Raw genomic sequence first — 22,979 nt, 5'->3', positions numbered from 1 at the left:
CAAAAGCATACTTATCATTATATACAATGAAGTGCCTGTTATGCTACCATCTTCTACTCTTCTTGAAGCGTTGGAATTCTTTGACGCTAAGGATGCCAAGATAAAGTGCGGCGAGCAAGAAAGGAACAGCACCGTAACCTACACCGTATAAGGAAAAGATGAGGATGATGATCACTATGATAATTAATGCATGATGATACAGCTTCATCTCCTCACCTCTTTCCCTTTGTACTATTTATTATACGTGGAAGGAACAGGCAAAATCCACTTTTCATAATGATTTTTCGAAATGTTTTCACGGAATGGAATGCCGTGCAAAAAAGAACGCCCTCTTGCAAGAGCGTTCCCTTTCATTTCATTACATATTCCGGCGGTATTGGCCGCCCACTTCGTACAATGCATTCGTAATTTGGCCGAGGCTCGCGACTTTGACGGTTTCCATCAACTCTGCGAAGATGTTGCCGCCGGTCACAGCGACTTGCTGCAGTTTCCGCAAAGCTTCGTCTGCTGCATCGTCATGCCTCGATTGGAAGGCACGCAAGTTGGCGATCTGCGTCTCTTTCTCTTCCTTCGTCGCACGGGCGATTTCCATATTGTCGATGTCCTCTTCGGAAGGCGGGTTCGGGTTCAAGTACGTGTTGACGCCGATGATCGGCAGTTCGCCCGAGTGCTTCTTCATTTCGTAGAGCATCGATTCCTCTTGGATTTTGCCTCGCTGATACTGCGTCTCCATCGAGCCAAGCACGCCGCCGCGGTCGTTCAGGCGGTCGAATTCCTGGAGGACTGATTCTTCGACGAGGTCCGTCAGTTCTTCGATAATGAAAGATCCCTGGAGCGGGTTTTCATTTTTCGATAAACCATGTTCCTTCGTAATGATCATCTGAATCGCCATCGCGCGGCGCACCGATTCTTCCGTCGGCGTCGTTATCGCTTCGTCGTAGGCGTTCGTATGGAGCGAGTTGCAGTTGTCCTGCAATGCCATGAGCGCCTGCAGCGTCGTCCGGATGTCATTGAAGTCGATTTCCTGTGCATGCAGGCTTCGACCGGATGTCTGTACGTGATATTTCAGCTTCTGGCTGCGTTCGTTCGCGCCATATTTCTCGCGCATCGCGACCGCCCAGATACGTCTAGCAACTCTTCCGATGACCGTATATTCCGGATCCAAGCCGTTCGAGAAGAAGAACGATAGATTCGGAGCGAAATCATCGATGTTCATTCCACGGCTCAAATAATACTCGACATACGTAAAGCCGTTCGCGAGCGTGAACGCGAGCTGTGAAATCGGATTGGCTCCCGCTTCCGCGATATGATAGCCGGAAATCGAGACGGAGTAGTAGTTCCGGACTTTTTGGTCGATGAAATACTGTTGGATGTCGCCCATCATGCGGAGCGCGAATTCCGTCGAGAAGATGCACGTATTCTGCCCTTGGTCTTCCTTCAGAATATCCGCCTGCACCGTTCCGCGGACGACTTGGAGTGTCGCGTTGCGGACTTCCGTGAATTCCTCGACCGTCAGCACGCGGCCCAGTTCTTCTTCTTTCAATTTCACTTGCTGATCGACTGCCGTGTTCATGAACATCGCCAGGATGATCGGCGCGGGACCGTTGATCGTCATCGACACGGACGTGGATGGCGCGCATAGGTCAAAGCCGTCGTACAGCTTCTTCATGTCTTCGAGCGTACAGATGCTGACGCCGGATTCCCCTACTTTCCCATAAATATCCGGGCGCTCATCGGGATCTTCACCGTAAAGCGTCACTGAGTCGAATGCCGTCGACAGCCGTTTCGCGTCGTCATCTTTCGACAGATAATGGAAGCGGCGGTTCGTTCGTTCCGGCGTTCCTTCCCCTGCGAATTGGCGTTTCGGGTCCTCGCCTTCCCGCTTGAACGGGAAAACGCCAGCTGTGTATGGGAATGAACCCGGGACGTTCTCTTTGTACACCCAGCGAAGGATTTCACCGTAATCCTTGAATTTCGGCAAGGACACTTTCGGGATCTTCAACCCTGACAAACTTGTCGTCGTCAGTAGCGTACGAAGCTCTTTATCACGAATTTTCGTAATGAATTCATCGCCTGCATATGATTCTTTCAGAGTTTCCCAGTTGTTGAGAATCCGCTTTGATTCCGCAGAAAGTTCTTCGCGGACGCCATTTGCTAGAGATTCCAATGAAGCGGTAAGCGCGTTGTCAGTCAGTTTTTCATTCACAGCCTCAATCGCGCCTTCTAGTTGGAATAAACGGCGGGCAAGATCGACTTGCTGCGCGGATTTCTTATGGTAGTCGCGGATCGTGCTCGCTATTTCACGTAAATAATGGGTGCGGTCGGTCGGGATGATCACGTTCTGCTTCTGCGTTTTCACAAAATCGGTATAAGACGTCTCCCAATCGAGACCGCATTTTTCATTCAACTTCGAAACGAGCGCAGCGAACAGTGAATTCGTCCCTTTGTCGTTGAATTGGCTCGCGATCGTGCCGTAGACAGGCATCGTGTCGAGATCTTTATCGAACAGGAGATGGCTCCGTTGGTATTGCTTCTGCACTTGGCTGAGCGCGTCCTCAGATCCTTTCCGCTCGAATTTATTGATGACGATCAGGTCTGCGAAGTCGATCATATCGATCTTCTCAAGCTGCGTCGGCGCACCGAACTCGCTCGTCATGACGTACATCGATACGTCGGACACTTCCGTGATTTGAGCGTCACCTTGCCCAATTCCGCTCGTCTCGACGATGATCAGATCGAAGCCTGCCGTTTTTACGACGTCGAGAACGTCCTTGATAGCACCAGATAATTCGGAGCGCGATCCACGTGTCGCGAGGCTTCGCATGAACACACGTTTATTGAAGATCGCGTTCATCCGGATCCGGTCGCCGAGCAGCGCGCCGCCCGTCTTCTGCTTCGTCGGGTCGATGGACAGGATAGCGACTTTCTTATCCGGTAATTCACGTAGGAAACGGCGGATCAGCTCATCCGTGAGTGAAGACTTCCCTGCTCCCCCCGTGCCTGTGATTCCGAGGACAGGCGTATTTTTCGAGAGTTCCCTAGCTTTTTCTATTAGTTTAATCGCGGCCGGGTTTTCCTTGTTATACATCTCTTCCGCGTACGTAATCAGGTTGGCAAGCACCTCAGGATTGTCAGTACCCACTTTCTCGAGATTCGCCATCTCATCTTCCACTTCGGTAAGGAAATCGCATTCCTCCACCATCCGGTTAATCATCCCTTGCAGCCCCATCTTACGGCCATCCTCCGGTGAGAAGATCCAAGCGATGCCGTAATCATGCAATTCCTTAATTTCCTTCGGCAAGATGACGCCGCCACCACCGCCGTAAATCCGGATATGCGGAGCCCCTCGTTCTTGTAAAAGATCGTGCATATATTTGAAATACTCAACATGCCCGCCCTGGTAAGAGGAAATGGCAATCCCTTGCACATCCTCCTGAATCGCAGCATTCACAACCTCCTCGACAGACCGGTTATGCCCAAGGTGGATCACTTCCGCCCCCGTCGACTGCAAAATACGGCGCATAATATTAATCGATGCGTCATGCCCATCAAATAAACTCGACGCCGTCACAAAACGAACATGATGCCTCGGCTTATAAATCTCAGGTTTAGAAATCTCTACAGTAGTAGTCATCCAACACACACCCCTCAACTCTTTTATGGTGCTACTTCTTTTGCGGTGCCCTTTTGTGGTGCCTCTCTTGTGGTGCCTGTGCAGCACACTATTCAGTTTATTAACTACAATTGTATAAAACAGAACTGACAAGGCGGCTGTAACGGTCATTTATACATTCACCGTTGTATGATTATACATTTAGGAGAATAATGTGTTGTACACAGGCACCGGCACAATTCAGTCTATTAACTACAATTGTATATTTCTTAAACTGAAACGTTATTGCTATGGGAATCTACCTACAAACAACTGTATTTACATACAGTTCGGTGAATTGTCATAAATGCACCACGCACAGGCACCCACACAATTTATTGGTTCTTCACGATTCCCTTGAATAGTTGGTCTGTCTGAGTGCTGATGAATTGTTCGATGGTGTAGGTGTCGCGCAATGCCCATCTGCGGAAAGCCCACATTTGTCCTTGGACGACGACGTGGTGAGCCGCCATATCGACTTCTTCCTCACCGATGCGCAGTTCGCCTGATCGGACGCATGCTTGCAGCAAGTTCTTAAATAAGGCGACCATTTCCATCTCTTTCTTCAGGACGTATTGAAGCGCATCCTTCGGCAATGACTTCGATTCCTGGTACATGACAACGAATTCGTCCGACATATCGTCAATCAGGTGGAAATACGAATCGATCGCCATCCGCAACCCTTCGACATTTCCTTCCTGGTCCATCAATGTAGACAGGCGGCTCTGCACTTCATTATAAATGCTGTCGCAGACGAGATAGAGGACGTCCTCCTTCGTCCGGATGTATTCATAGAGTGTGCCGATACTGAAGCCCGCCGCTTTGGCGATCTCCCTCGTCGTCGCCCGGTGGAATCCTTTTTCCTTGAAGAGTTGGACCGCTCCATCGATGATCTGCTTGCGCCTCTTTTCAATCAGGCTTTCATCTTTGACCGACGATTTCACTTCGCGTTTCGCTTGCATAGTGCACCCCCGATTATTTTGTGAGCATGCGGGAGATGACGAGGCGTTGGATTTCCTGCGTTCCTTCGTAGATTTGGGTAATCTTCGCGTCACGCATGAATCGCTCGACCGGATAATCCTTCGTATAGCCGTATCCGCCATACACTTGAACCGCTTCCGTCGTCACTTTCATCGCCGTATCCCCTGCCATCAGTTTCGCCATCGCGGATGCTTTTCCATACGATAAGTCGTTCGACTCGAGCCAAGCAGCTTGGTATGTGAGTAAGCGGGAAGCTTCCGTCGCCGTCGCCATGTCCGCAAGTTTGAAGCCGACACCTTGGTTCGCCGCGATCGGCTTGCCGAACTGAACGCGTTCTTTCGCATAATCGACCGCCGCATCAAGCGCACCTTGGGCAATGCCGACCGCTTGCGCAGCAATCCCGTTACGGCCGCCATCCAATGTCTTCATTGCGATAATAAAACCTTCACCTTCCGCGCCTAACATGTTCTCCTTTGGCACATGGCAGTTGTCAAACATGATTTCCGTCGTTGGAGACGAACGGATGCCGAGTTTCTTCTCTTTCTTCCCGACTGAGAAGCCTGGGAAGTCCTTCTCGACGATGAATGCGCTCGTACCTTTATGCTTCGATTCCGGATCGGTAACTGCGAATACGATGTAAATGTCCGCAATTCCGCCGTTTGTAATGAAGATCTTCGAGCCGTTCAGAACATAGTCGTCGCCATCAAGCTTCGCAGTCGTGCGCATGCCGCCAGCGTCGGATCCTGAGCCCGGCTCAGTCAAGCCGTATGCACCGATTTTCGTTCCTTCCGCCATCGGACGAAGGTACTTCTGCTTCTGCTCCTCCGTACCGAATTTGTAGACCGGCCATCCTGCAAGCGATGTATGCGCGGATAATGTCACTCCAGTTGAAGCACATACGCGTGATAATTCCTCAACAGCGATGCAATACGCAAGATAGTCGCTGCCGATGCCGCCGTATTCTTCCGGCCAAGGGATACCCGTCAATCCGAGTTCTGCCATCTTATTCCAGATGTCCATATCAAAGCGCTCTTCCTCATCGCGCTCCGCAGCGGTCGGCGCAACATCCTTCTCCGCAAAATCACGCACCATTTTCCGAATCATCTCATGCTCTTCCGATAATCTAAAATCCATGTCAACTTCCTCCTCAGGAATCCTGTACGGTGCCTGTGCACCATACAATTCAGTTTATTAACTACAAATGTATATTCCTCTTACGGAATTGCCGTTGTCGCAATGGTCTATTACTATGCAAGTAAATTATTATTCACATCATTGAATTGTCATAAATGCACCACGCACAGGCACCCACACAATTCTCACACAATTTACTTTGTGAGGTGTTTGCTGATGACGATGCGTTGGATTTCGCTTGTGCCTTCGTAGATTTGGGTTACTTTGGCGTCGCGGAAATAGCGCTCGACCGGGTAGTCTTCGGTGTAGCCATAGCCGCCGAAGATTTGGACCGCTTCGATTGCGTTGTCCATTGCGGTTTGCGAGGCGAACAGTTTCGCCATTGATGCCTCTCTTCCGCATGGTTTGCCTTCCGCGCGAAGCTGAGCTGCACGGTAGACGAGGAGCCTTGCCGCTTCGGAAGCTGTCGCCATATCGGCTAGCTTGAAGCCGACGCCTTGGTTTGCAGCGATCGGCTTCCCGAATTGCACGCGTTCCTTGGCATATGCGGTTGCCGCTTCGAGTGCCGCTTCGCCGATTCCGAGTGCTTGCGCTGCAATGCCGATCCGGCCGACGTCGAGATTCGCCATTGCAATTTTGAAGCCTTCCCCTTCTTCGCCAAGGCGGTTTTCCGCGGGCACCTTCATATCTTCAAAAGTGAGCTGAACCGTTCGCGATCCGTGAAGACCCATCTTTTCCTCATCTTTTCCAATGATGAGCCCTGGTGTGTCTTTATCGACAATGAAGCCCGTTATGCCGTATGTCCCTTGCGACGGATCGGTCGATGCGAAGACGATATAGACGTCCGCCTCCCCGCCGTTGGTTATGAACATCTTCGAGCCATTCAGTACGTAATGATCGCCTTTGTTTACGGCTTTTGTCTTCAGCGATCCAGCGTCGGAACCGGCGCCGGCTTCCGTGAGGCAGAAGGCGCCCAAATATTCGCCTGACGCCATTTTCGGCAAGTAGCGGTCTTTCTGCTCTTCATTCCCGAAATACATGATTGGGTTCGTGCCGACGGATGTGTGGACGGAAAGGATGACACCCATGACCGCGCTCACTTTCGACAGCTCGTGGATGGCGATGATATAGGAAACGAAGTCCATCTCAGAACCGCCATATTTCTCAGGGACGGTGATGCCCATCAGGCCGAGCTCGCCCATTTTCGCAAGGATCTCACGCGGAAACTCCCCCGCTTCCATCCGTGGAATGAACGGCTCGATTTCCGACTTCGCAAAGTCCCTCACCATCGTGCGCATCATCTGCTGTTCTTCGCTGAATGTTAAATTCATTGGAATAAACTCCTTTAGTTAACGTGTTAGTCGCTCGTTATCGGTCAAGTTCACAATTTAATCGGTCATACCCGGCTGATTATCGATCAAGTTCGGCAGGTTATCGGTCAAGTTCACAATTTTATCGTCATTTCGTGACCTTTTACCTAGCTCTCCGTATACCTCTTAACACCCGCTACGCCAATCAAATCATGAATATTCATAGAACCCGCGGCCGGATTTCTTTCCGAGCCAGCCGGCGTTGACATACTTCCGGAGCAATGGGCAAGGACGGTATTTCGAGTCACCGAAGCCTTCGTGGAGCGTTTCCATGATGTACAGGCATGTGTCGAGACCGATGAAATCCGCGAGTTGCAATGGTCCCATCGGGTGATTCATACCGAGCTTCATCACTTCGTCGATCGCTTCCTTCGAGGCGACGCCTTCATAGAGCGTATAGATCGCTTCGTTGATCATCGGCATAAGGACGCGGTTTGCGACAAATCCAGGGAAGTCGTTCACTTCGACCGGTGTCTTCGCTAGTTTGCTCGTCATGTCCTCGACCGCTTGATACACTTCGTCTGAAGTCGCAAGTCCGCGGATGATTTCGACGAGTTTCATAACGGGTACCGGATTCATGAAGTGCATGCCGATGACATTTTCCGGACGTTTTGTCGCCGCCGCGATTTCCGTGATCGGAAGGGATGATGTATTGGTCGCAAGGATCGTATGCTGCGGTGTGATACCATCCAATTTCGCGAAGATCGATTTCTTGATCTCCATGTTTTCGACTGCCGCTTCGATAACAATGTCAACGTCTTGCGCATCTTGCAGATCGAGCGATTTCGTAATGCGCCCGAGGACTGCCGTTTTTTCATCTTCCGTCATGCGGCCTTTCTCAACATTGCGGGAAAGATTTTTCGCAATGAACGCAAGCCCCTTTTCGTAGAACTCCTCTTTAATATCATTTAATGTCACGTCGAAGCCAGCTTGCGCACACACTTGGGCGATGCCGCCGCCCATTTGTCCGGCTCCGATGACCATCACTTTTTTGATTTCCATAATGAAGTACCTCCGTCTCCGTCTACTAAGATTTCAACTTACAAATACGCATAAATCCTCTCAAACACGCATAAAACTCTTTATATCAGCATAAATCGCTATAATTCCGCATAAATCACCGAATTCGCGCATAAACGGCCGAAACGGCGCATAAATCCCGCCAATCACGCATAAATCCGAATCTGGGCGTCTACTGGGCTATCATTCTCCCGCAACTTCAATCATAATCGCGTCGCCTTGCCCACCGCCTGAGCAGATTGCTGCAATACCGATGCCGCCGCCACGACGTTTCAGTTCATACGCAAGCGTCAGAATGATCCGTGCCCCGCTTGCGCCGATTGGATGTCCGAGTGCGACTGCTCCGCCGTTGACGTTCACTTTTTCAGGGTCGAGCCCAGCGATTTGTGAGCTTGCAAGCGCAACTGCCGCGAATGCCTCGTTTATTTCAAATAGATCAATATCCTTCAATTCTTTTCCAGTCTTTTTCAGTAACTCATTAATGACTAGGCCCGGCGTTTGCGGGAAGTTTTCAGGCTCGATGGCGACTTCGGCGTGACCGAGAATTGTCGCGAGAGGACGCTTCCCTTCCTTCAACGCACGTTCTTCATTCATGAGCACAAGCGCGCATGCACCGTCATTGACGCCCGGCGCATTCCCTGCCGTAATCGTGCCGTCTTTTCCGAAAGCAGGCCGCAGTTTCGCAAGCGATTCAAGCGATGTATCGCGACGCGGCGCTTCGTCGGTGTCAACTACGACCGGATCGCCTTTCCGCTGAGGGATTTCCACTGCGGCAATCTCCTCGGCGAATTTCCCTTCGTCAATTGCGGAATTCGCCCGCTCATGGCTACGCAGTGACCATTCGTCCTGCATTTCACGTGTCAATGAAAACTCGCCAGCCGTTTTATTCCCGTACGTACCCATATGAACGCGGTCCGGTGAGAATGAACAGGACAGGCCGTCGTAGATCATGCCGTCCACTAATGGCGCATCGCCCATCTTCAAGCCGAATCGCCCTTTCGGCAAATAGTACGGCGCGTTCGACATCGATTCCATGCCGCCCGCAACGATGACTTCCTCGTCCCCGAGTCTAATGAGCTGGTCGCCGAGCGTGACGCTCCGCATGCCGGATGCACATACTTTATTGACCGTTTCAGTTTTCACTGACCACGGAAGCCCCGCTTTCACCGCTGCCTGTCTCGAAGGAATTTGCCCCTGTCCCGCCTGAAGCACCGTCCCAATGATCACTTCATCGACTTCCTCTTCCTTCACATCCGATCGCTTCAACGCTTCCTTAATCGCGATTCCACCTAGATCGCTTGCTGTTTTCGTGGATAAAGCACCGCCAAACCTTCCAAACGGTGTCCGTGCCCCGTCCAAGATGACTGTTCTGCCCATTCCCTTCTCCTCCACTCCATATGATAACGTTTTCATTTTACATAAAGAGCGACGACTGAACGCTCGCTCGGTAACTATTCGAAAAAAAAGGGAGTACGCAGACTCCCCTTTTCACAGGAGCTCACCCGCTCCCAATTTTCTTAATTATATCGTTCTTTCTAAACTCTCGCAATATACTTTATTGCATAATCGGTTCTTCTTCCTCGACGACAGCAGGTTGGAAGTCCCCTCCGAAAATGGAGCGCTCAAGCAATTCCGCGATGTCATACGTGCTCACTTTGTCTTCCACTTCAATCGCTTTCGTTCCGTCCGATAGCATCGTCAAGCAGTATGGACATCCGGAAGAAATGATGCCCGGGCTCACTTCCATCGCCTGTTCCGTACGTGCAACGTTGACGCGGTGGCCGGTATCCTCTTCCATCCACATGAGTCCGCCGCCTGCTCCACAGCACATGCCGTCCTGGCGGTTCCGCTTCATTTCAACAAGGTTGACGCCTGGTATCGCCTTAAGGATTTCCCGCGGTGGATCATACACGTCGTTGTATCTGCCGAGGTAGCACGAATCATGGAACGTGATCGTTTCATTGATTTCATGGACCGGCTTCAATTTCCCTTGCATGACAAGGTCGTACAGCATTTCGGTATGGTGGACGACTTCCGCCTTGAAACCGAAATCCGGATATTCATTCTTAAAGATATTGTATGCATGTGGGTCGATTGTGACGATCTTCTTCACGCCCGCTTTTTCAAATTCATCGATATTGGAAGTTGCGAGTTCCTGGAATAAAAATTCATTCCCCAAACGCCTTGGTGTGTCGCCGGAGTTCTTCTCTTTATTCCCAAGGATTGCGAATTTGACGCCCGCTTCGTTCATGAGATGCGCGAAAGCTAGTGCAATCTTCTGAGAACGATTGTCGAATGCACCCATCGAGCCGACCCAGAAGAGGTATTCGAACTCTTCGTCCGCCTTCTTCAATTCCTTCACAGTCGGAATATGAAGATCCGGACGGGCATCACGCCAGTTCTCCTTCTCTTTCCGGTTAAGTCCCCACGGATTTCCTTGGCGTTCGATATTCGTCATCGCACGCTGTGCATCCGCGTCCATCTTCCCTTCCGTCATAACGAGATAACGGCGAAGGTCGATGATTTTGTCGACGTGTTCGTTCATGACCGGACATTGGTCTTCACAGTTCCGGCACGTCGTACATGCCCAAATTTCCTCTTCGGTAATGACATCACCGATAAGAGATGGGCTGTAAATATCGTCCATCGTCGCGCCTTCCAAACCGGCTGCAAGCGCGATTTGATTCCCCTTCGTATTTCCGAATGCGAATGTCGGCACCCACGGTTGTTTCTTCGTAACGAGCGCGCCTGTATTCGTCAGGTTATCACGCAGTTTTGTAATCAAATCCATCGGGGACAGCATTTTGCCCGTCCCGGTCGCCGGACACATATTTGTACAGCGTCCACATTCGACGCACGCGTAGAAGTCGATCATCTGTTTTTGTGTGAAATCAGTAATCTTGCCAACTCCGAGCGCAGGCATATCATCTTCGTCTTCCGCTTCTTCAAGCGCTTCGAAATCGATCGGCGCAAGCTTGCCCCGGCGATCAAAACGCATCATATACGTATTAACTGGCCCTGCAATCAAGTGCGCGTGCTTAGACTGCGGCACGTAGACGAGGAATGTGAGCAATGTCAGCAAGTGGATCCACCATGCGATGAAGAAAACGACCGCAGCAGCTGCCGGACTCATGAAGCTGAAAACGCTTGCAATTGCAGATGCCATTGGCTCCGTCCATGTCGTTTCATGGCCCTGCCAAATCATGTTCATACCGTTTGATACAAGCGTTGACACCATAAGCGTACCGATGAAAATAAGGACGAGCCCCGATTTCCAACCGCGCTTCAAGCGGACGAGCTTCTCAACATAACGGCGTTGGAATGCCCAGACGACCGCCACTAAAATGACAGCTACGACGATTTCCTGGAAGAACGTGAATCCTCCGTAAATCGGTCCGAACGGCAAATGCGAGCCAGGCTTCAGCCCTTTCCAAATGAGGTCAATCGCCCCGAATTGGACAAGCAGGAATCCATAGAAGAACATGACGTGGATGATTCCACTTTTCTTATCCTTCAATAGCTTTTTCTGCCCGAAAACATTCACCCAAACTTCTTTCAGACGGCGTGAAACATTGCTATCAAACTCTTCCTTCCGCCCAAGCTGTATGAATTGGATCCGCGTCCTGATCAAATAGGTGAACAATGCGAGCGCATATGCCACAACCGCCAAGAAGAGGATCCAGTTGACTATTAGCAAAGCATCCATCTCTAATTCTCTCCTTCCTTATCGGAACGTTATGAATAGTGTAGTAGAAAATAAGTATTGTGTCGATGATCTATTTCATAGTTTAAGTTATGAATGAGCATTCAGTCAATGGATAATTTTATATAGGGATAATTTTTCGAGGATTTAGAATGGGGTTTAGGCGATTCTGGAGCCATTATGAGCGCGGATGGTGAAGTTATAAGCGTTAAAATGAGTTTTTGGGCGCGGACCTAGGATTCATGAGCGCTAAAACGAGTTTATGAGCGCAAGTCGGGGGTTTTTGAGCGCGGGACCACAAACTTTGGGCACGGAGACATTCGCTCCCATACAAAAAGCCTCCGGTCATCTTTCATTCCGGAAGCTGTCAATTACATTTATCTTATAAAGGTGTCCGCCAAACAATTTGTGGACTTTTTCGATGTTAGGGATGTCAATTCCAAGCAGCACTGATGTCGAAGGCCCCGCCGAAGCTCGAATGTCTATATCGGCTTCAATCTCGATCTCGATCTTCGGTTCCCCTGTTAACCTTCTATATTCCGCAAGAATCCCTTTCGATCCGACCGGCCAGATTTTCCGAATCAACCCGCTGTCCAGCCCTTCCTTAATCAACCGCAACGAAGCGATTTCTTCACGCCTATCAAGCACTTCATTCCCGACGAGCGGCGTGCCGTAGACGTACCAATCGAACTCGCCGACTTCCTCAACGAGCCGCTGCTTGCCGATCATCGTAACGGCTACTGCCGATTGCATAAGCTCCATATTCGTTTCCGTGCTGCCCGTGATTGCCGGCACATCCAGGTTTGATTCCCGGAAAATGTCCTCCACTCCCGCCACGTATGCATTCCAGCTATCCGGACCAGTGAAGTTATGAATGAGGATCGAAACCGGATCCGCATGCGCCGCCCACTGTTCGAGCAATGCAACCCGTGCGGCAAAAAACGCCGTCAACCGGTCCGGAACCGATACAACATCATGTGCTTTCTCCCCGATGCCGCCCGAGTTATCCGTCGTGACAACGAACCCATCACCAAGTGCAATCGCATTCCTCATCGGACGAACCCGAATCTGCCGTCAGCAGCTTTAGCGAGAGCCGGCATGACGACCCCCGCCACTACTGCGTTCACAGCCGTTGCCACTAAAATCGCCGGCACCGCTCCGACAAAGAACGCGGGCGATACGAGGAAATAAAATGGCAACGGCGCCAGCAACCCGTTCGCGATCACAAAGAAAACCCATTTCCCAACATGCCGTCCCGCCTTATGTAGACGTGCAAAAACATAAAGGATGATCATCATTTCAATCGCGATCAGGATGTGGAAAGGACCGAGCGGAAAACCCGCGTACATCGCGGACGCGAGATGGCCCGTCATCGAGGCGGCTCCTACAAAGATAGGCGGCAAAAATGAAGCCGCGAGCAACGCCGGTACCGTATCGAGGGCCAAAGAGCCGACGCCGGACGGGATTTTAATGAACCCGCCGACCGCGCAAAGAGCCGCGAATAATGCCGTCAACGTCATTTTTCTAAGCTTCATCGTCAGTCCTCTTTCTTTTTATCCGTCCGGAACACTTTCGCACTGCGCACGTATTCATTGTCAGGAACACCGAGACGCGCATTGACGATACGTGCCGCGACGAAAAGATAGTCCGATAGGCGGTTCAAGTATTTTTGCACTGTTGCCGGTACATCTTCCTCCGCCTTCATCAACGTCACCGTCAATCGTTCCGCCCGGCGCGTTACCGTCCTAGCGATATGCAACGTCGCAGCAGCAGGCGATCCGCCCGGCAAAATGAATTTCTCAAGTGGCGGTGCTTCTTCCATCAAGTCGTCAATCCGCTTCTCCAGCACTTCGATCGGCTCTTCGGACAATTTATAATGGCGCTCTTTCATGACGTTCGCCAAATCGCCGCCGCCATCGAATAATTCATTCTGAATCGCTTCCAAATCCGTAAGCAGGTCCGCAAACTTCGTGCTGTCCAACTCCGTCATCGCCTTGCCGATGAACGAGTTCAATTCATCCATTGACCCGTATGCTTCAACACGGAGGCTGTCCTTGTCGACCCGCCCTCCGATCAGGCTTGTTTTTCCTGTATCCCCGGTTTTCGTATAGATTTTCATTTGATTTCTCCCCTTTTCTTCAATGTTTGTGCAAGTCCATACCAAATCCTCGTCACTTCATCCGCTTCCGCAATAAATCGCTGATACAGTCTTCCGCATGCGTCGCGCAGCTTCCGCTGTTCAGCATCCATCGGTACGATTCCCCGTCCGATATCGGTCAGGATGAAAATGACGTCCTTGCCTTCGATTTCATTCAGAATCAATTCCACTGCATCCGCTTCAGGCAGTTGCGTCTGCGCTAGCCAATGTTCGATACGGTCAATAACGACCTTACTTCCGGACGGGATCTCCAATTCTCCGGCGGAACAATCCACCCAATGATGCGGAACATCAGTGAGCAGCCCTATTACATAGTCCCTTTTCCCGTTATAGGCACCTCCGATAAAGACGTGCATCGTCCGCCCTCCTTCATTTCGTCGTGATTGCTCCATTCGAGCCTCCACACCGAGCCATGCGGAATTTGCCATGACCAGAAATCCCGCGGTACCGGCGAATATCGGGTGAGCGCGATGCGGATCGGTCCGCCATGCGTGACAGCAACGGCGCCATTCGGCAATGAAAACAATGATTCCAGCACGCGTTTCTCTACGTCCTCTAAACTTTCCCCGCCACGCGGCCTAAACGAATACGGATCATCAATCCAACTCCGGTAGTCCTTATCCTTTTCGAGCTCAGCATACGTTTTCCCTTCAAACTCACCGAAATGGCATTCACGTAATCTTGCATCCGCTACATAGTTTGCATCGGGCATCAAGAGTGCCCCAGTTTGCCTCGCCCTTACGAGATCACTCCCATAGACGACCCCATCCGCAGGCACGATAGATGTCCGAACCGGTTCCTCCACCGGCACAATCGGATCATCTGTCCACCCGATATATTTACGTTCGAGGTTTCCCGCAGTCGGCAAATGCCGGATCAAATACAAATGATGATGGCTAGCCATAGCAACGCCTCCGTCCCTTCGATGAACGCCCCGCATAAATCACCCGAGACGCCACCGAAATGCTTCAATGACCAAGTTCTAAAAAGGATTGCCGATCCACATAAAACACCTAGGAGCACGACTGGCACGATGATGGAATGAAGGACAATGCCAAGCACTGCGGTCATGGCAACCGCCATAATAACCGACCCTACCATTAACTTTCCTACCGACAGCTTCCCTTTGAAGAAATGGGCGATACCTTTCTCCTTCGCAAGGCGCGTCGATGAAAAATAGACGTTCATTCCTGCACGCGCGAGTAACGGGATGGCAATGAAATACGGCAGCAGCCCGTCGTTGCGATGAAATAACTCTTGAAACAAAGCGATTTTCACAACGATCAACAAAATGAGCGACATTGCCCCAAACGCGCCTATACGCGGGTCGTCCAATATTTCAAGCCGCTTAACACGATCGCGATACGAAAAAAACGCATCTCCCGTGTCCGCGAATCCATCCATATGGAGGCCGCCTGTCAGTGCAATGCCTGCCACAATAACGAAAACCGCGGCGAGCAGCGAACCCGTGCCGATGACGTCCGTTAACAAGACCAACACGCCATACATTGCGAGCCCAATTAGCCCCCCGACAAACGGCAGCGCGACATACATTCCCGTCACGTCTTTCCGTTCCATCGGCAGTTCTTTGCGGATCGGGATAGAGGTGAAAAACTGAACCGCCAGCATAAATCCGTTCATTAGTCCACCTGCCCCGCAATGATCGACAGGACGAACGGCCAATTGAGATGCGCCTTCACATGTGCGGCCCAAGCGTCATACACATCTGTTCCGGCTGGCGCCCCGGTCAGTGGTCGATCCATGTCCTCCTCTTCGATCCCGTGATTCATCTTATGCGGAATGACCCCCGCCACGCGAATGCCCGTGTACGTTTCGATAAAATCGACACCCTCCTGGAATAAAGCGGCGTCTCCGTGGAATTTATTGATGATAATCGCTTTCACGCGCTCCCGGTGTTCAGGCACAAGAAGTTGCAGGGTCCCGACAATCGAAGCAATCGCGCCGCCACGGTCGATATCCGCGACGAGCAACACGGGCACATCCGCAATGTCCGCCACCCGCATATTGACGATTTCTCGATCGTTCAAATTCACTTCTGCTGGACTTCCTGCGCCTTCGATAACGAGTACGTCGAATGATTTAGAGAGCCGATCGAGCGAAGTCCGGATTGCTTGTAAACCGCGGTCGAAAAACTGCTTCCGATATTCCATCCCGTCCACCGTTTCGAACGTCTCTCCGAAAAACCGGACTTCAGATTTCATATTGCCTAACGGCTTCAACAAAATCGGGTTCATTTCGATAACCGGCTTCGTCCGTGCCGCTTCCGCCTGCAAAAACTGCGCCCGGCTCATTTCTTCGCCATCTTCAGTCCTGGCGGAAAATCGCGACATATTTTGCGATTTGAATGGGGCGACCCGCATCCCTTCGTCGGAAAGCAGCCTGCATAACGCCGTGCAGATCACCGTCTTGCCGACATCCGACGCCGTTCCCATCACCATGATCCCTTTCATCGCACAGCCACCTGCCCTTCCTTTTTCCAATACAGCGGCAGCCCGCAATCCATCTCGATTGCGTCGTCCGCTAGTTTGACGATATGTTGATGGAGCTGTCCAATCCATTCACAGTACTTCCGTGTTTCATCATAGGTTGAAGCCGGTTCGTCCAGCACTTCGTTGGAAACGATGATGAAGTGCGATGCTTTTTCCCGGATGGCGGCGACTGTTTCATAAAGCCGCGCCGTCTTCTTTTCCATGCACCCTTTAATGTGGATGCAGTATGTATTGTTCTGTTCCATGTATAGTTCATTTGCAAGCCACGTCGTTAGACAATCCCAGAGGACGAAATCGTTTGGTTGAATGAACGGCAGCACTTCTTCCAGGTCGACCGACTGCTCGATTGTCGTCCAGCATACATCCGCCCGGTCAAGCTGATGTTGCTCAATACGTTGTCGCATTTCCTCATCGACCGCGCGACCGGAAGCGATGTAGACGAGTCTGCCTTCTGCGGTGGCAGCCCCCTCGACGAGCAGTTTTTCTGCATATGCGCTCTTCCCGCTTCGGACGCCGCCGCTAATGAATGTTAGTTTTCCTCCCATGAAATCGGACCACCTTTCTTACCTTACGTCTGCTATGAGCGTAAAACGTGGGTTTATGATCACTTAATCAGATTTATGAGCGCAGAACGTGAGCTTATGATCACTTAATCGGATTTATGAGCGCGAAACGTGAGTTTATGATCGCTTAATCGGATTTATGAGCGCGAAACGTGAGTTTATGATCACTTATTCGGATTTATGAGCGCAGAACGTGAGCTTATGATCACTTAATCGGATTTATGAGCGCGAAACGTGAGTTTATGATCACTTAAACGGATTTATGAGCGCGCCTGCAAGCTCACTCCGCAATTCTTCCATTTCCGTACTGCTTTTCATACCGATCCGCAGCCAACGTCCGTCCATTCCGCGGAAGTTTTCCGAATGGCGGAGGACGATGCCTTTCCCGAGCATATCGGTATACAGTTTTCCAGCGTCATGCGGTTTGAACGATAGGAAATTCGCAACTGAGTCCGTTACGGTGCAGCCAAAACTCTTCAGAAACGCCGCCATTTTCACGCGTTCTTCAGCGGCATGGCGAATCGCGGACTCGCGGTACGCTTCCTCATTTAGGCAAACCGCCCCGATTGCGGCCGCCAGCCCGTTGACATTCCAATGCGGCGCCGCTGATTGCAACCCAGCTATGACCTCCGGATGCGCGACTGCATATCCGAGGCGGATGCCTGGGATTGCATACATTTTCGTCATCGACCGGACGACGATGACATGCGAAAAATGTTTCAATTCGGCAATGAACGATTTTCTTTCATCAGCGAAATCGATGAACGCCTCATCGAGAACCACTTCACAGCCCGACTCCCCCGCCTTCCGGATAAGCGTCAGTAGATCTTCACGCTCTGGCAAAACACCCGTCGGATTGTTTGGCGTGCAAAGGTACAGAGCATCTGACCGTGAGATCGATTCCAAAATGGCATCAACCGGCAGTTTGAAGCCGTCCACTTCAGAAGCAAAAATCCGTTCAATCTCCACTCCCTTCGCCATCAATGTCGCTTCGTATTCCGAAAACGTCGGGTGGACGACGATTGCACGTTTCCCCCGGTACCGTTCCGCGATGAGCGACAATATTTCCGCCGCACCGTTGCCGGCGAACACCGATGCCTTCGGAACCCCATGATATTCCGCCACACTTGATAGGAAAGGCTCGCCGGACGCGTCCGGGTAGGCCTTTAATCGCGTCAGAAGTTCCGGCCACAACTCGATAACAGTCCGCGGAGGTCCCACCGGATTGCAGTTTTCACTGAAATCCAGTATCCGCGAGGGCGCGGTCATACCTAACTTTTCATAGACGCGGCGAGGGTTCGCCCCGTGTTCAGGTAATTGCATAAAAAATCACTCCAATGATCGTCATTAGCACCCAGAAGGCGAAAGACACCGCGCGCATTTGCCGGATGGTCGATTTGATGTGCGCCGCTTGCAACGGCTTCAGTCCGGGGCCGATTACCGGTCGTTCGGAAACGGTTCCCCTGTATGTACTTTTCCCGCCCAGTTTCACGCCGAGCTGCCAAGCAGTCGCCGCCTCGAGGTAGCCGCTGTTTGGGCTCGGGTGATTCCTAGCGTCCTTGCTCCAGCCGACAAACCGTTTCCGAAAAGGAATTTCCCCTTCATTCGGAGTGAAAACGAGGATGTAGAAACCCGTTATCCTTGCGGGAATGAAATTCAACACGTCATCAGCCCGTGCTGAAAACTTGCCGAATTCACGGTAGCGGTCGTCTTTATAGCCGATCATCGAATCGAGCGTGTTGACGGCTTTATACATCCATAACCCGGGTGCGCCGAGGAGGAATGCCCAGAACAACGGAGACGTAATGCCGTCCGCTGTATTTTCCGACACCGTTTCAATCGCGCCGCGGGCGATTTCGTTTTCCTGCAACTTGTCGGTGTCGCGGCCGACGATCCATGAGAGCTTCGTTCGTGCGTCCTCGAGATCGCCCGCTTGAAGTGGATTGTAGACGTCGAGGGCAGCGTACCGCAAACTTTTCTGGGCGAGTCCGATTGCAATGAGAACCGCTTCTACGGCAATCCCGGCAGCAATATGTAGTTCGTAGGAAAACCAGACGATTACAAGCACAATCGCCGTAACAGCGAACACGACAAAGAACAACATCCCAGCGCCTTTCAGTACGCGGGCACGCCCTTTGTTCAGAACCGCGGTGAGCTTCGAGATGAATGTGCCGATCCCGCGTATAGGGTGCGGCCAGTTCGGGGGATCCCCTATTATCCGGTCGAGGATATATCCGATCGCGATTGCAACAAAATGGGCTTGCATGTTCAATCCTCCGATTTTAGTAAATGGACTTGCAAGATTAGGTAAACCCTTCCGATTTCAGTAAATGGTCTTGCGAAATCAGGTCCATCCTTTCGCTTTTTTATAGGCACGGATCGCACGGACGGTGCAGTCGTAAACGCCGTGGCCGATCAGTTTGCCGAGGGGGGTGATCGGGCCTGCGTATGGCAAATGCTCCCCTTCCTGCGTCGCTGCGACGAGGAGGCTATCGGTCGATGTGCCGGTCGCGATTGTGCCGGTGAGCGGATCTTTGACGTTTTCGGTTTGGAGCGCTTTCGTTTTCGCCTCGGTTGCGGTGATCATCGCTTGGATGAAGGCCTCTTCGGGCAGCTGGCCGTTGACGATGACCCAGGTGTTGATCGTGCCGACTTTTTGTTCACGGCCGAGTGCTTGGGAGACGTCGACGGCATTGCCGACGCCCGCTGTCACCATGACGAGGATCGTGCCGAAATCGCCTTCGTATTCGCCGATTTCCGCGTGTTCCGTCGTGACGGCGGTCATCATCCCGACGGTGTCCGCTATCGGGTAGCCGTGCTGTTCGAGATAGGCGGACATTTCCGCTTTGACGTCGTCGCAGTTGTAGTTTTCGTCGACGTGGCGGTTGACGAATGCGCGGTACCATCCTAGCCCGGCGTTCACGACGGCGGATGAGACGGTTTTCAAGGGTTGGTTGACCTTGAATGAAACGCGTTCCGCCGAGACAGTGAAGTGCTCTTTAGTGACAATGAACGGTTCGCTTTCCTCCGTTTTCTCTGGCAGAAGCGTCATTTGCGGCTTCGGCAGTTCGGGATGCGGCTGCGTTTTGACGCGCGCGTTATACACTTTGCCGATCATCGTTTCCCTGATGACGTCCTGCGGCTCGCCGATTATAGCAATCTCCCCTTTTTCCATGAGGAGCAGCCGATCGCAATAAAGCGAGGCGAGGTTGACGTCATGGAAGACGGAAATGACAGTGACACCTTTTTCGATGGCATGATTGCGGATCGTGTCGAGCAGTTGCTGCTGATGGGCGATGTCGAGATGGTTCGTCGGTTCGTCGAGCAGGAGGATCGGCGCTTCTTGGGCGAGCGCCTGGGCGACGAATACCCGTTGTTGTTCTCCCCCTGAAAGCAGTTCGATCGCCGTGTCTTTGTAGCGGGTGATGCCCGTATAGTCTAGCGCCTCGGTCACCGCCCGCTCGTCTTCATCGGACCATGATGAAAAAAGCCCGGTCTGATGCGGATACCTGCCGAGCGCGACAGTGTCTTTCACGGTATGCGAAAAGGCGTGAGCATGGAGTTGCGGAAGGACGGCGACTTTCTTCGCGAATTGCTTTTGGGAATAAACCGCGGCGTCCTGACCGTCGATGTTGACGGTTCCTTCTTGCTTCGGCAAGATGCCTGAAATGATCTTCAGCAGCGTCGATTTCCCGCTGCCGTTCGGGCCGAGGATGCCGAGGATTTCGCCTTTATTCACACGGAATGAGATATTTTTGACGATCGGCTCCTTGCCGTATCCCCCCGTGAGGTTGTCGACTTGCAGCATGTTACATGGCCCCTTTCCTTCTCTGTCTGTAGAAAATGTACGCGAATACAGGTGCACCGATGAACGCTGTAATGACGCCGACCGGCAATTCAGATGGCGAGATGATCGTCCGGGCTATGAGGTCGCAGATGATGAGCAATGATGCGCCGTTCAGGAACGATAACGTGAGCAGATGCCGGTGGTCGGAGCCCCACAGGAGGCGCGTCATATGCGGGACGACAAGGCCGACGAAGCCAATCGTTCCAGACACTGCGACAGCGGACCCAGTCAAGATGGAGCCGCCGATCAGGATCATGAATTTCCGGCGCTTGACGTTGACACCTAAATGATGAGCGCGTTCCTCGCCGAATAGCATCGCGTTCAATTCCCTCCGGTTCATCCACAGAATGAAAGAACCGATGACGACGAACGGCAACACCATGATGATATAGTTCCAGCCGCGCATCGAGACGCTGCCGAGCAGCCAGCCGATGATTTGCCGTAGCTCTTCGCCGGTAAGGGCGATCATGAGCGACAGGACGGAGCCGAGGAATGAACCGAAAATGATTCCGGTTAATATGATTGTCTCCATTTTCATCGAACGGTCGACGAGCCTAGCGAAGCCGATGACGAGGAACATCGTCAAGGCGGCCCCGGTCATGCTGAAAACGGGCAATGTGTATGTGCCTAGGATTGGAATCGATAAACCGAAAAAGAGTGTCACGACAGCACCGACCGAGGCGCCGGATGACACTCCGAGGGTGTAGGGATCCGCGAGCGGGTTTTTCAGCAATCCTTGGAAAGCGGCGCCAGCGATTGCGAGCGACGCGCCGACGAGCCCGGCTAAGATGACGCGGGGCATCCGGATTTTCCATAGGATATTTGAAGCGGTCGTATCCGACGAATCCCAAAATGTGCTGATCGGAATTTTGACAGTTCCAATCGAAACACCGAGCCATACCGCCACGATAAGCGTGGCGGCGGACACGATGTAGGCAAGTGTTGCTTTATTCACCAAACAACTCCGGATAGATGGCTTTTGCCACTTCTTCAAGACCTAGTGCGAGGCGCGGACCTGTGCGGCTCGTCAAGTTTTCATCGACTTGGACGACAGCGTCTTCTTTGACAGCTGTAATGTCAGCGAAGCCGTCACGGTTTTTCACGCTTTCGACGATATCCGGCACATAGCTGTACATGACGATGATGACGTCAGGGTTCTGTTTGACGATCTCTTCGGGGCTGATCATGACCCAGTTGTCTTCTGTTACAACGTTTTCCGCACTGATCATGTCGAGGATTTCCTGCATGAATGTATTTTTGCCCGGTGTATAAATTTCAGGCGCATCAGATGTTTCAATGAATACGCGTTTCATGTTCTTCGCTTTGACCTTGTCTGTTTTCGCAAGGACTTCTTCGACTTTCGCTTTCATGTCCTCGACGATTGTTTCAGCCTCATCCGTTTTGCCAGTTGCCTGGCCAATCGTTTTGATCGTTTCATATGTTTGATCGAAGTTCGTTGCATTTTTTACGACGAATACGTTGATGCCTGCATCGCGAAGCTGTTGTAGCCCTTCGTCAGATGTGCCAAGCATGGATTCATGGGCGAAGACGATGTCCGGAGTCATTGAGACTATCTTTTCGACGTTGAATTCCTGTCCGCCGATTTTCTCTTTCTCCAATGCCTCTTCCGGATAGTTATCCCAGTCGTTGACGCCGACAATTTCATCGTTTAAGCCAAGCGCGAACAGGATTTCCGTGTTGCTCGGAATCATGGAGACGATTGTTTCAGGGGCTTTTTCGAGTGTGATTTCATTGCCGACCGCGTCAGTGAGCGTGATTGGGAATGCAGCTTCCGCCGTTTGCTCTTCTTTCTGTGTATTTTCCGTTGCCGATTTGTTGTCCTTCTCTGCGTTGTCCGTGCCGCATGCCGCGAGCAGGAACGTTGCAAGGATTGCTGTTAGCCAAAGTTGCCAAGTCTTCTTCATTCCGATTTCCTCCTGTTTGTTCCAAATAAAAATCCCCCGTTTTGTGGACGGAGGAATGTGTTTAGTAAAAATACAGCGGATGTTTATATGTACGCGCCGATTTCCACCAAACCTAT

21 protein-coding genes are annotated in these 22,979 nt (G+C 51.6%); all 21 read right to left on the bottom strand.

The window, feature by feature from the left end; translation table 11 throughout:
- Positions 1-43: 43 nt before the first annotated feature.
- Positions 44-208: a hypothetical protein gene (locus tag M3152_RS01885; protein WP_251693512.1), complete on the bottom strand. Its 165-nt coding sequence runs from the start codon at positions 206-208 to the stop codon at positions 44-46.
- Between the two features lie 150 nt (positions 209-358).
- Positions 359-3,634, bottom strand: coding sequence for a fused isobutyryl-CoA mutase/GTPase IcmF (icmF, locus tag M3152_RS01880; RefSeq protein ID WP_251693511.1), 3,276 nt, complete (start codon positions 3,632-3,634; stop codon positions 359-361).
- A gap of 353 nt (positions 3,635-3,987) precedes the next feature.
- Entirely contained in the window at positions 3,988-4,614 is a 627-nt protein-coding gene (locus M3152_RS01875) for a TetR/AcrR family transcriptional regulator (protein WP_251693510.1), read from the bottom strand.
- A gap of 13 nt (positions 4,615-4,627) precedes the next feature.
- Positions 4,628-5,767, bottom strand: coding sequence for an acyl-CoA dehydrogenase (locus M3152_RS01870; RefSeq protein WP_251693509.1), 1,140 nt, complete (start codon positions 5,765-5,767; stop codon positions 4,628-4,630).
- Positions 5,768-5,961: 194 nt separating this feature from the next.
- Positions 5,962-7,098: an acyl-CoA dehydrogenase gene (locus tag M3152_RS01865; protein WP_251693508.1), complete on the bottom strand. Its 1,137-nt coding sequence runs from the start codon at positions 7,096-7,098 to the stop codon at positions 5,962-5,964.
- A gap of 189 nt (positions 7,099-7,287) precedes the next feature.
- Positions 7,288-8,139, bottom strand: a complete 852-nt coding sequence (locus M3152_RS01860; RefSeq protein ID WP_251693507.1) for a 3-hydroxybutyryl-CoA dehydrogenase — start codon at positions 8,137-8,139, stop codon at positions 7,288-7,290.
- A gap of 201 nt (positions 8,140-8,340) precedes the next feature.
- Entirely contained in the window at positions 8,341-9,534 is a 1,194-nt protein-coding gene (locus M3152_RS01855) for an acetyl-CoA C-acetyltransferase (protein ID WP_251693506.1), read from the bottom strand.
- A 178-nt stretch (positions 9,535-9,712) separates the two neighbouring features.
- Positions 9,713-11,863 (bottom strand): (Fe-S)-binding protein, encoded by a 2,151-nt coding sequence (locus tag M3152_RS01850; protein WP_251693505.1) that lies wholly within the window; start codon positions 11,861-11,863, stop codon positions 9,713-9,715.
- Between the two features lie 342 nt (positions 11,864-12,205).
- Positions 12,206-12,913: a hypothetical protein gene (locus M3152_RS01845; RefSeq protein WP_251693504.1), complete on the bottom strand. Its 708-nt coding sequence runs from the start codon at positions 12,911-12,913 to the stop codon at positions 12,206-12,208.
- Positions 12,910-13,395 carry an ECF transporter S component gene (locus M3152_RS01840; RefSeq protein ID WP_251693503.1) on the bottom strand — a complete coding sequence of 162 codons (486 nt, stop codon included), beginning with the start codon at positions 13,393-13,395 and terminating at the stop codon, positions 12,910-12,912. Before M3152_RS01840 ends, M3152_RS01845 begins: the two co-directional genes overlap by 4 nt.
- Before the next feature lie 2 nt (positions 13,396-13,397).
- A complete protein-coding gene (locus M3152_RS01835; RefSeq protein WP_251693502.1) occupies positions 13,398-13,979 on the bottom strand; it encodes a cob(I)yrinic acid a,c-diamide adenosyltransferase in 582 nt (193 codons plus the stop codon).
- On the bottom strand, positions 13,976-14,374 hold the full coding sequence (locus M3152_RS01830) for a bifunctional adenosylcobinamide kinase/adenosylcobinamide-phosphate guanylyltransferase (RefSeq protein ID WP_251693501.1): 399 nt from the start codon (positions 14,372-14,374) through the stop codon (positions 13,976-13,978). Before M3152_RS01830 ends, M3152_RS01835 begins: the two co-directional genes overlap by 4 nt.
- Positions 14,326-14,922 (bottom strand): histidine phosphatase family protein, encoded by a 597-nt coding sequence (locus M3152_RS01825; protein WP_251693500.1) that lies wholly within the window; start codon positions 14,920-14,922, stop codon positions 14,326-14,328. The genes M3152_RS01830 and M3152_RS01825 overlap by 49 nt, the downstream gene beginning before the upstream one ends.
- A complete protein-coding gene (cobS, locus tag M3152_RS01820; RefSeq protein ID WP_251693499.1) occupies positions 14,895-15,659 on the bottom strand; it encodes an adenosylcobinamide-GDP ribazoletransferase in 765 nt (254 codons plus the stop codon). Before cobS ends, M3152_RS01825 begins: the two co-directional genes overlap by 28 nt.
- Complete coding sequence (locus tag M3152_RS01815; protein WP_251693498.1) at positions 15,659-16,489, bottom strand: cobyric acid synthase; 831 nt, start codon at positions 16,487-16,489, stop codon at positions 15,659-15,661. Before M3152_RS01815 ends, cobS begins: the two co-directional genes overlap by 1 nt.
- The gene (locus M3152_RS01810) at positions 16,486-17,073 is read right to left on the bottom strand and encodes a bifunctional adenosylcobinamide kinase/adenosylcobinamide-phosphate guanylyltransferase (RefSeq protein ID WP_251693497.1); all 588 of its coding nucleotides are present in this window, start codon (positions 17,071-17,073) and stop codon (positions 16,486-16,488) included. Before M3152_RS01810 ends, M3152_RS01815 begins: the two co-directional genes overlap by 4 nt.
- 264 nt (positions 17,074-17,337) lie before the next feature.
- Positions 17,338-18,414 (bottom strand): threonine-phosphate decarboxylase CobD, encoded by a 1,077-nt coding sequence (cobD, locus tag M3152_RS01805; protein ID WP_251693496.1) that lies wholly within the window; start codon positions 18,412-18,414, stop codon positions 17,338-17,340.
- Entirely contained in the window at positions 18,401-19,357 is a 957-nt protein-coding gene (gene cbiB, locus M3152_RS01800) for an adenosylcobinamide-phosphate synthase CbiB (protein WP_251693495.1), read from the bottom strand. Before cbiB ends, cobD begins: the two co-directional genes overlap by 14 nt.
- Positions 19,358-19,435: 78 nt before the next feature.
- Complete coding sequence (locus M3152_RS01795; RefSeq protein ID WP_251693494.1) at positions 19,436-20,899, bottom strand: adenosylcobinamide amidohydrolase; 1,464 nt, start codon at positions 20,897-20,899, stop codon at positions 19,436-19,438.
- A gap of 1 nt (position 20,900) precedes the next feature.
- Positions 20,901-21,893 carry a FecCD family ABC transporter permease gene (locus M3152_RS01790; RefSeq protein WP_251693493.1) on the bottom strand — a complete coding sequence of 331 codons (993 nt, stop codon included), beginning with the start codon at positions 21,891-21,893 and terminating at the stop codon, positions 20,901-20,903.
- Positions 21,886-22,863 carry an ABC transporter substrate-binding protein gene (locus tag M3152_RS01785; protein WP_251693492.1) on the bottom strand — a complete coding sequence of 326 codons (978 nt, stop codon included), beginning with the start codon at positions 22,861-22,863 and terminating at the stop codon, positions 21,886-21,888. The genes M3152_RS01790 and M3152_RS01785 overlap by 8 nt, the downstream gene beginning before the upstream one ends.
- Positions 22,864-22,979: the final 116 nt, after the last annotated feature.

This window comes from Sporosarcina luteola, from assembly GCF_023715245.1.
GTDB classification, from domain to species: domain Bacteria; phylum Bacillota; class Bacilli; order Bacillales_A; family Planococcaceae; genus Sporosarcina; species Sporosarcina luteola_C.
This window is presented reverse-complemented; position numbering and strand designations above follow the sequence as displayed.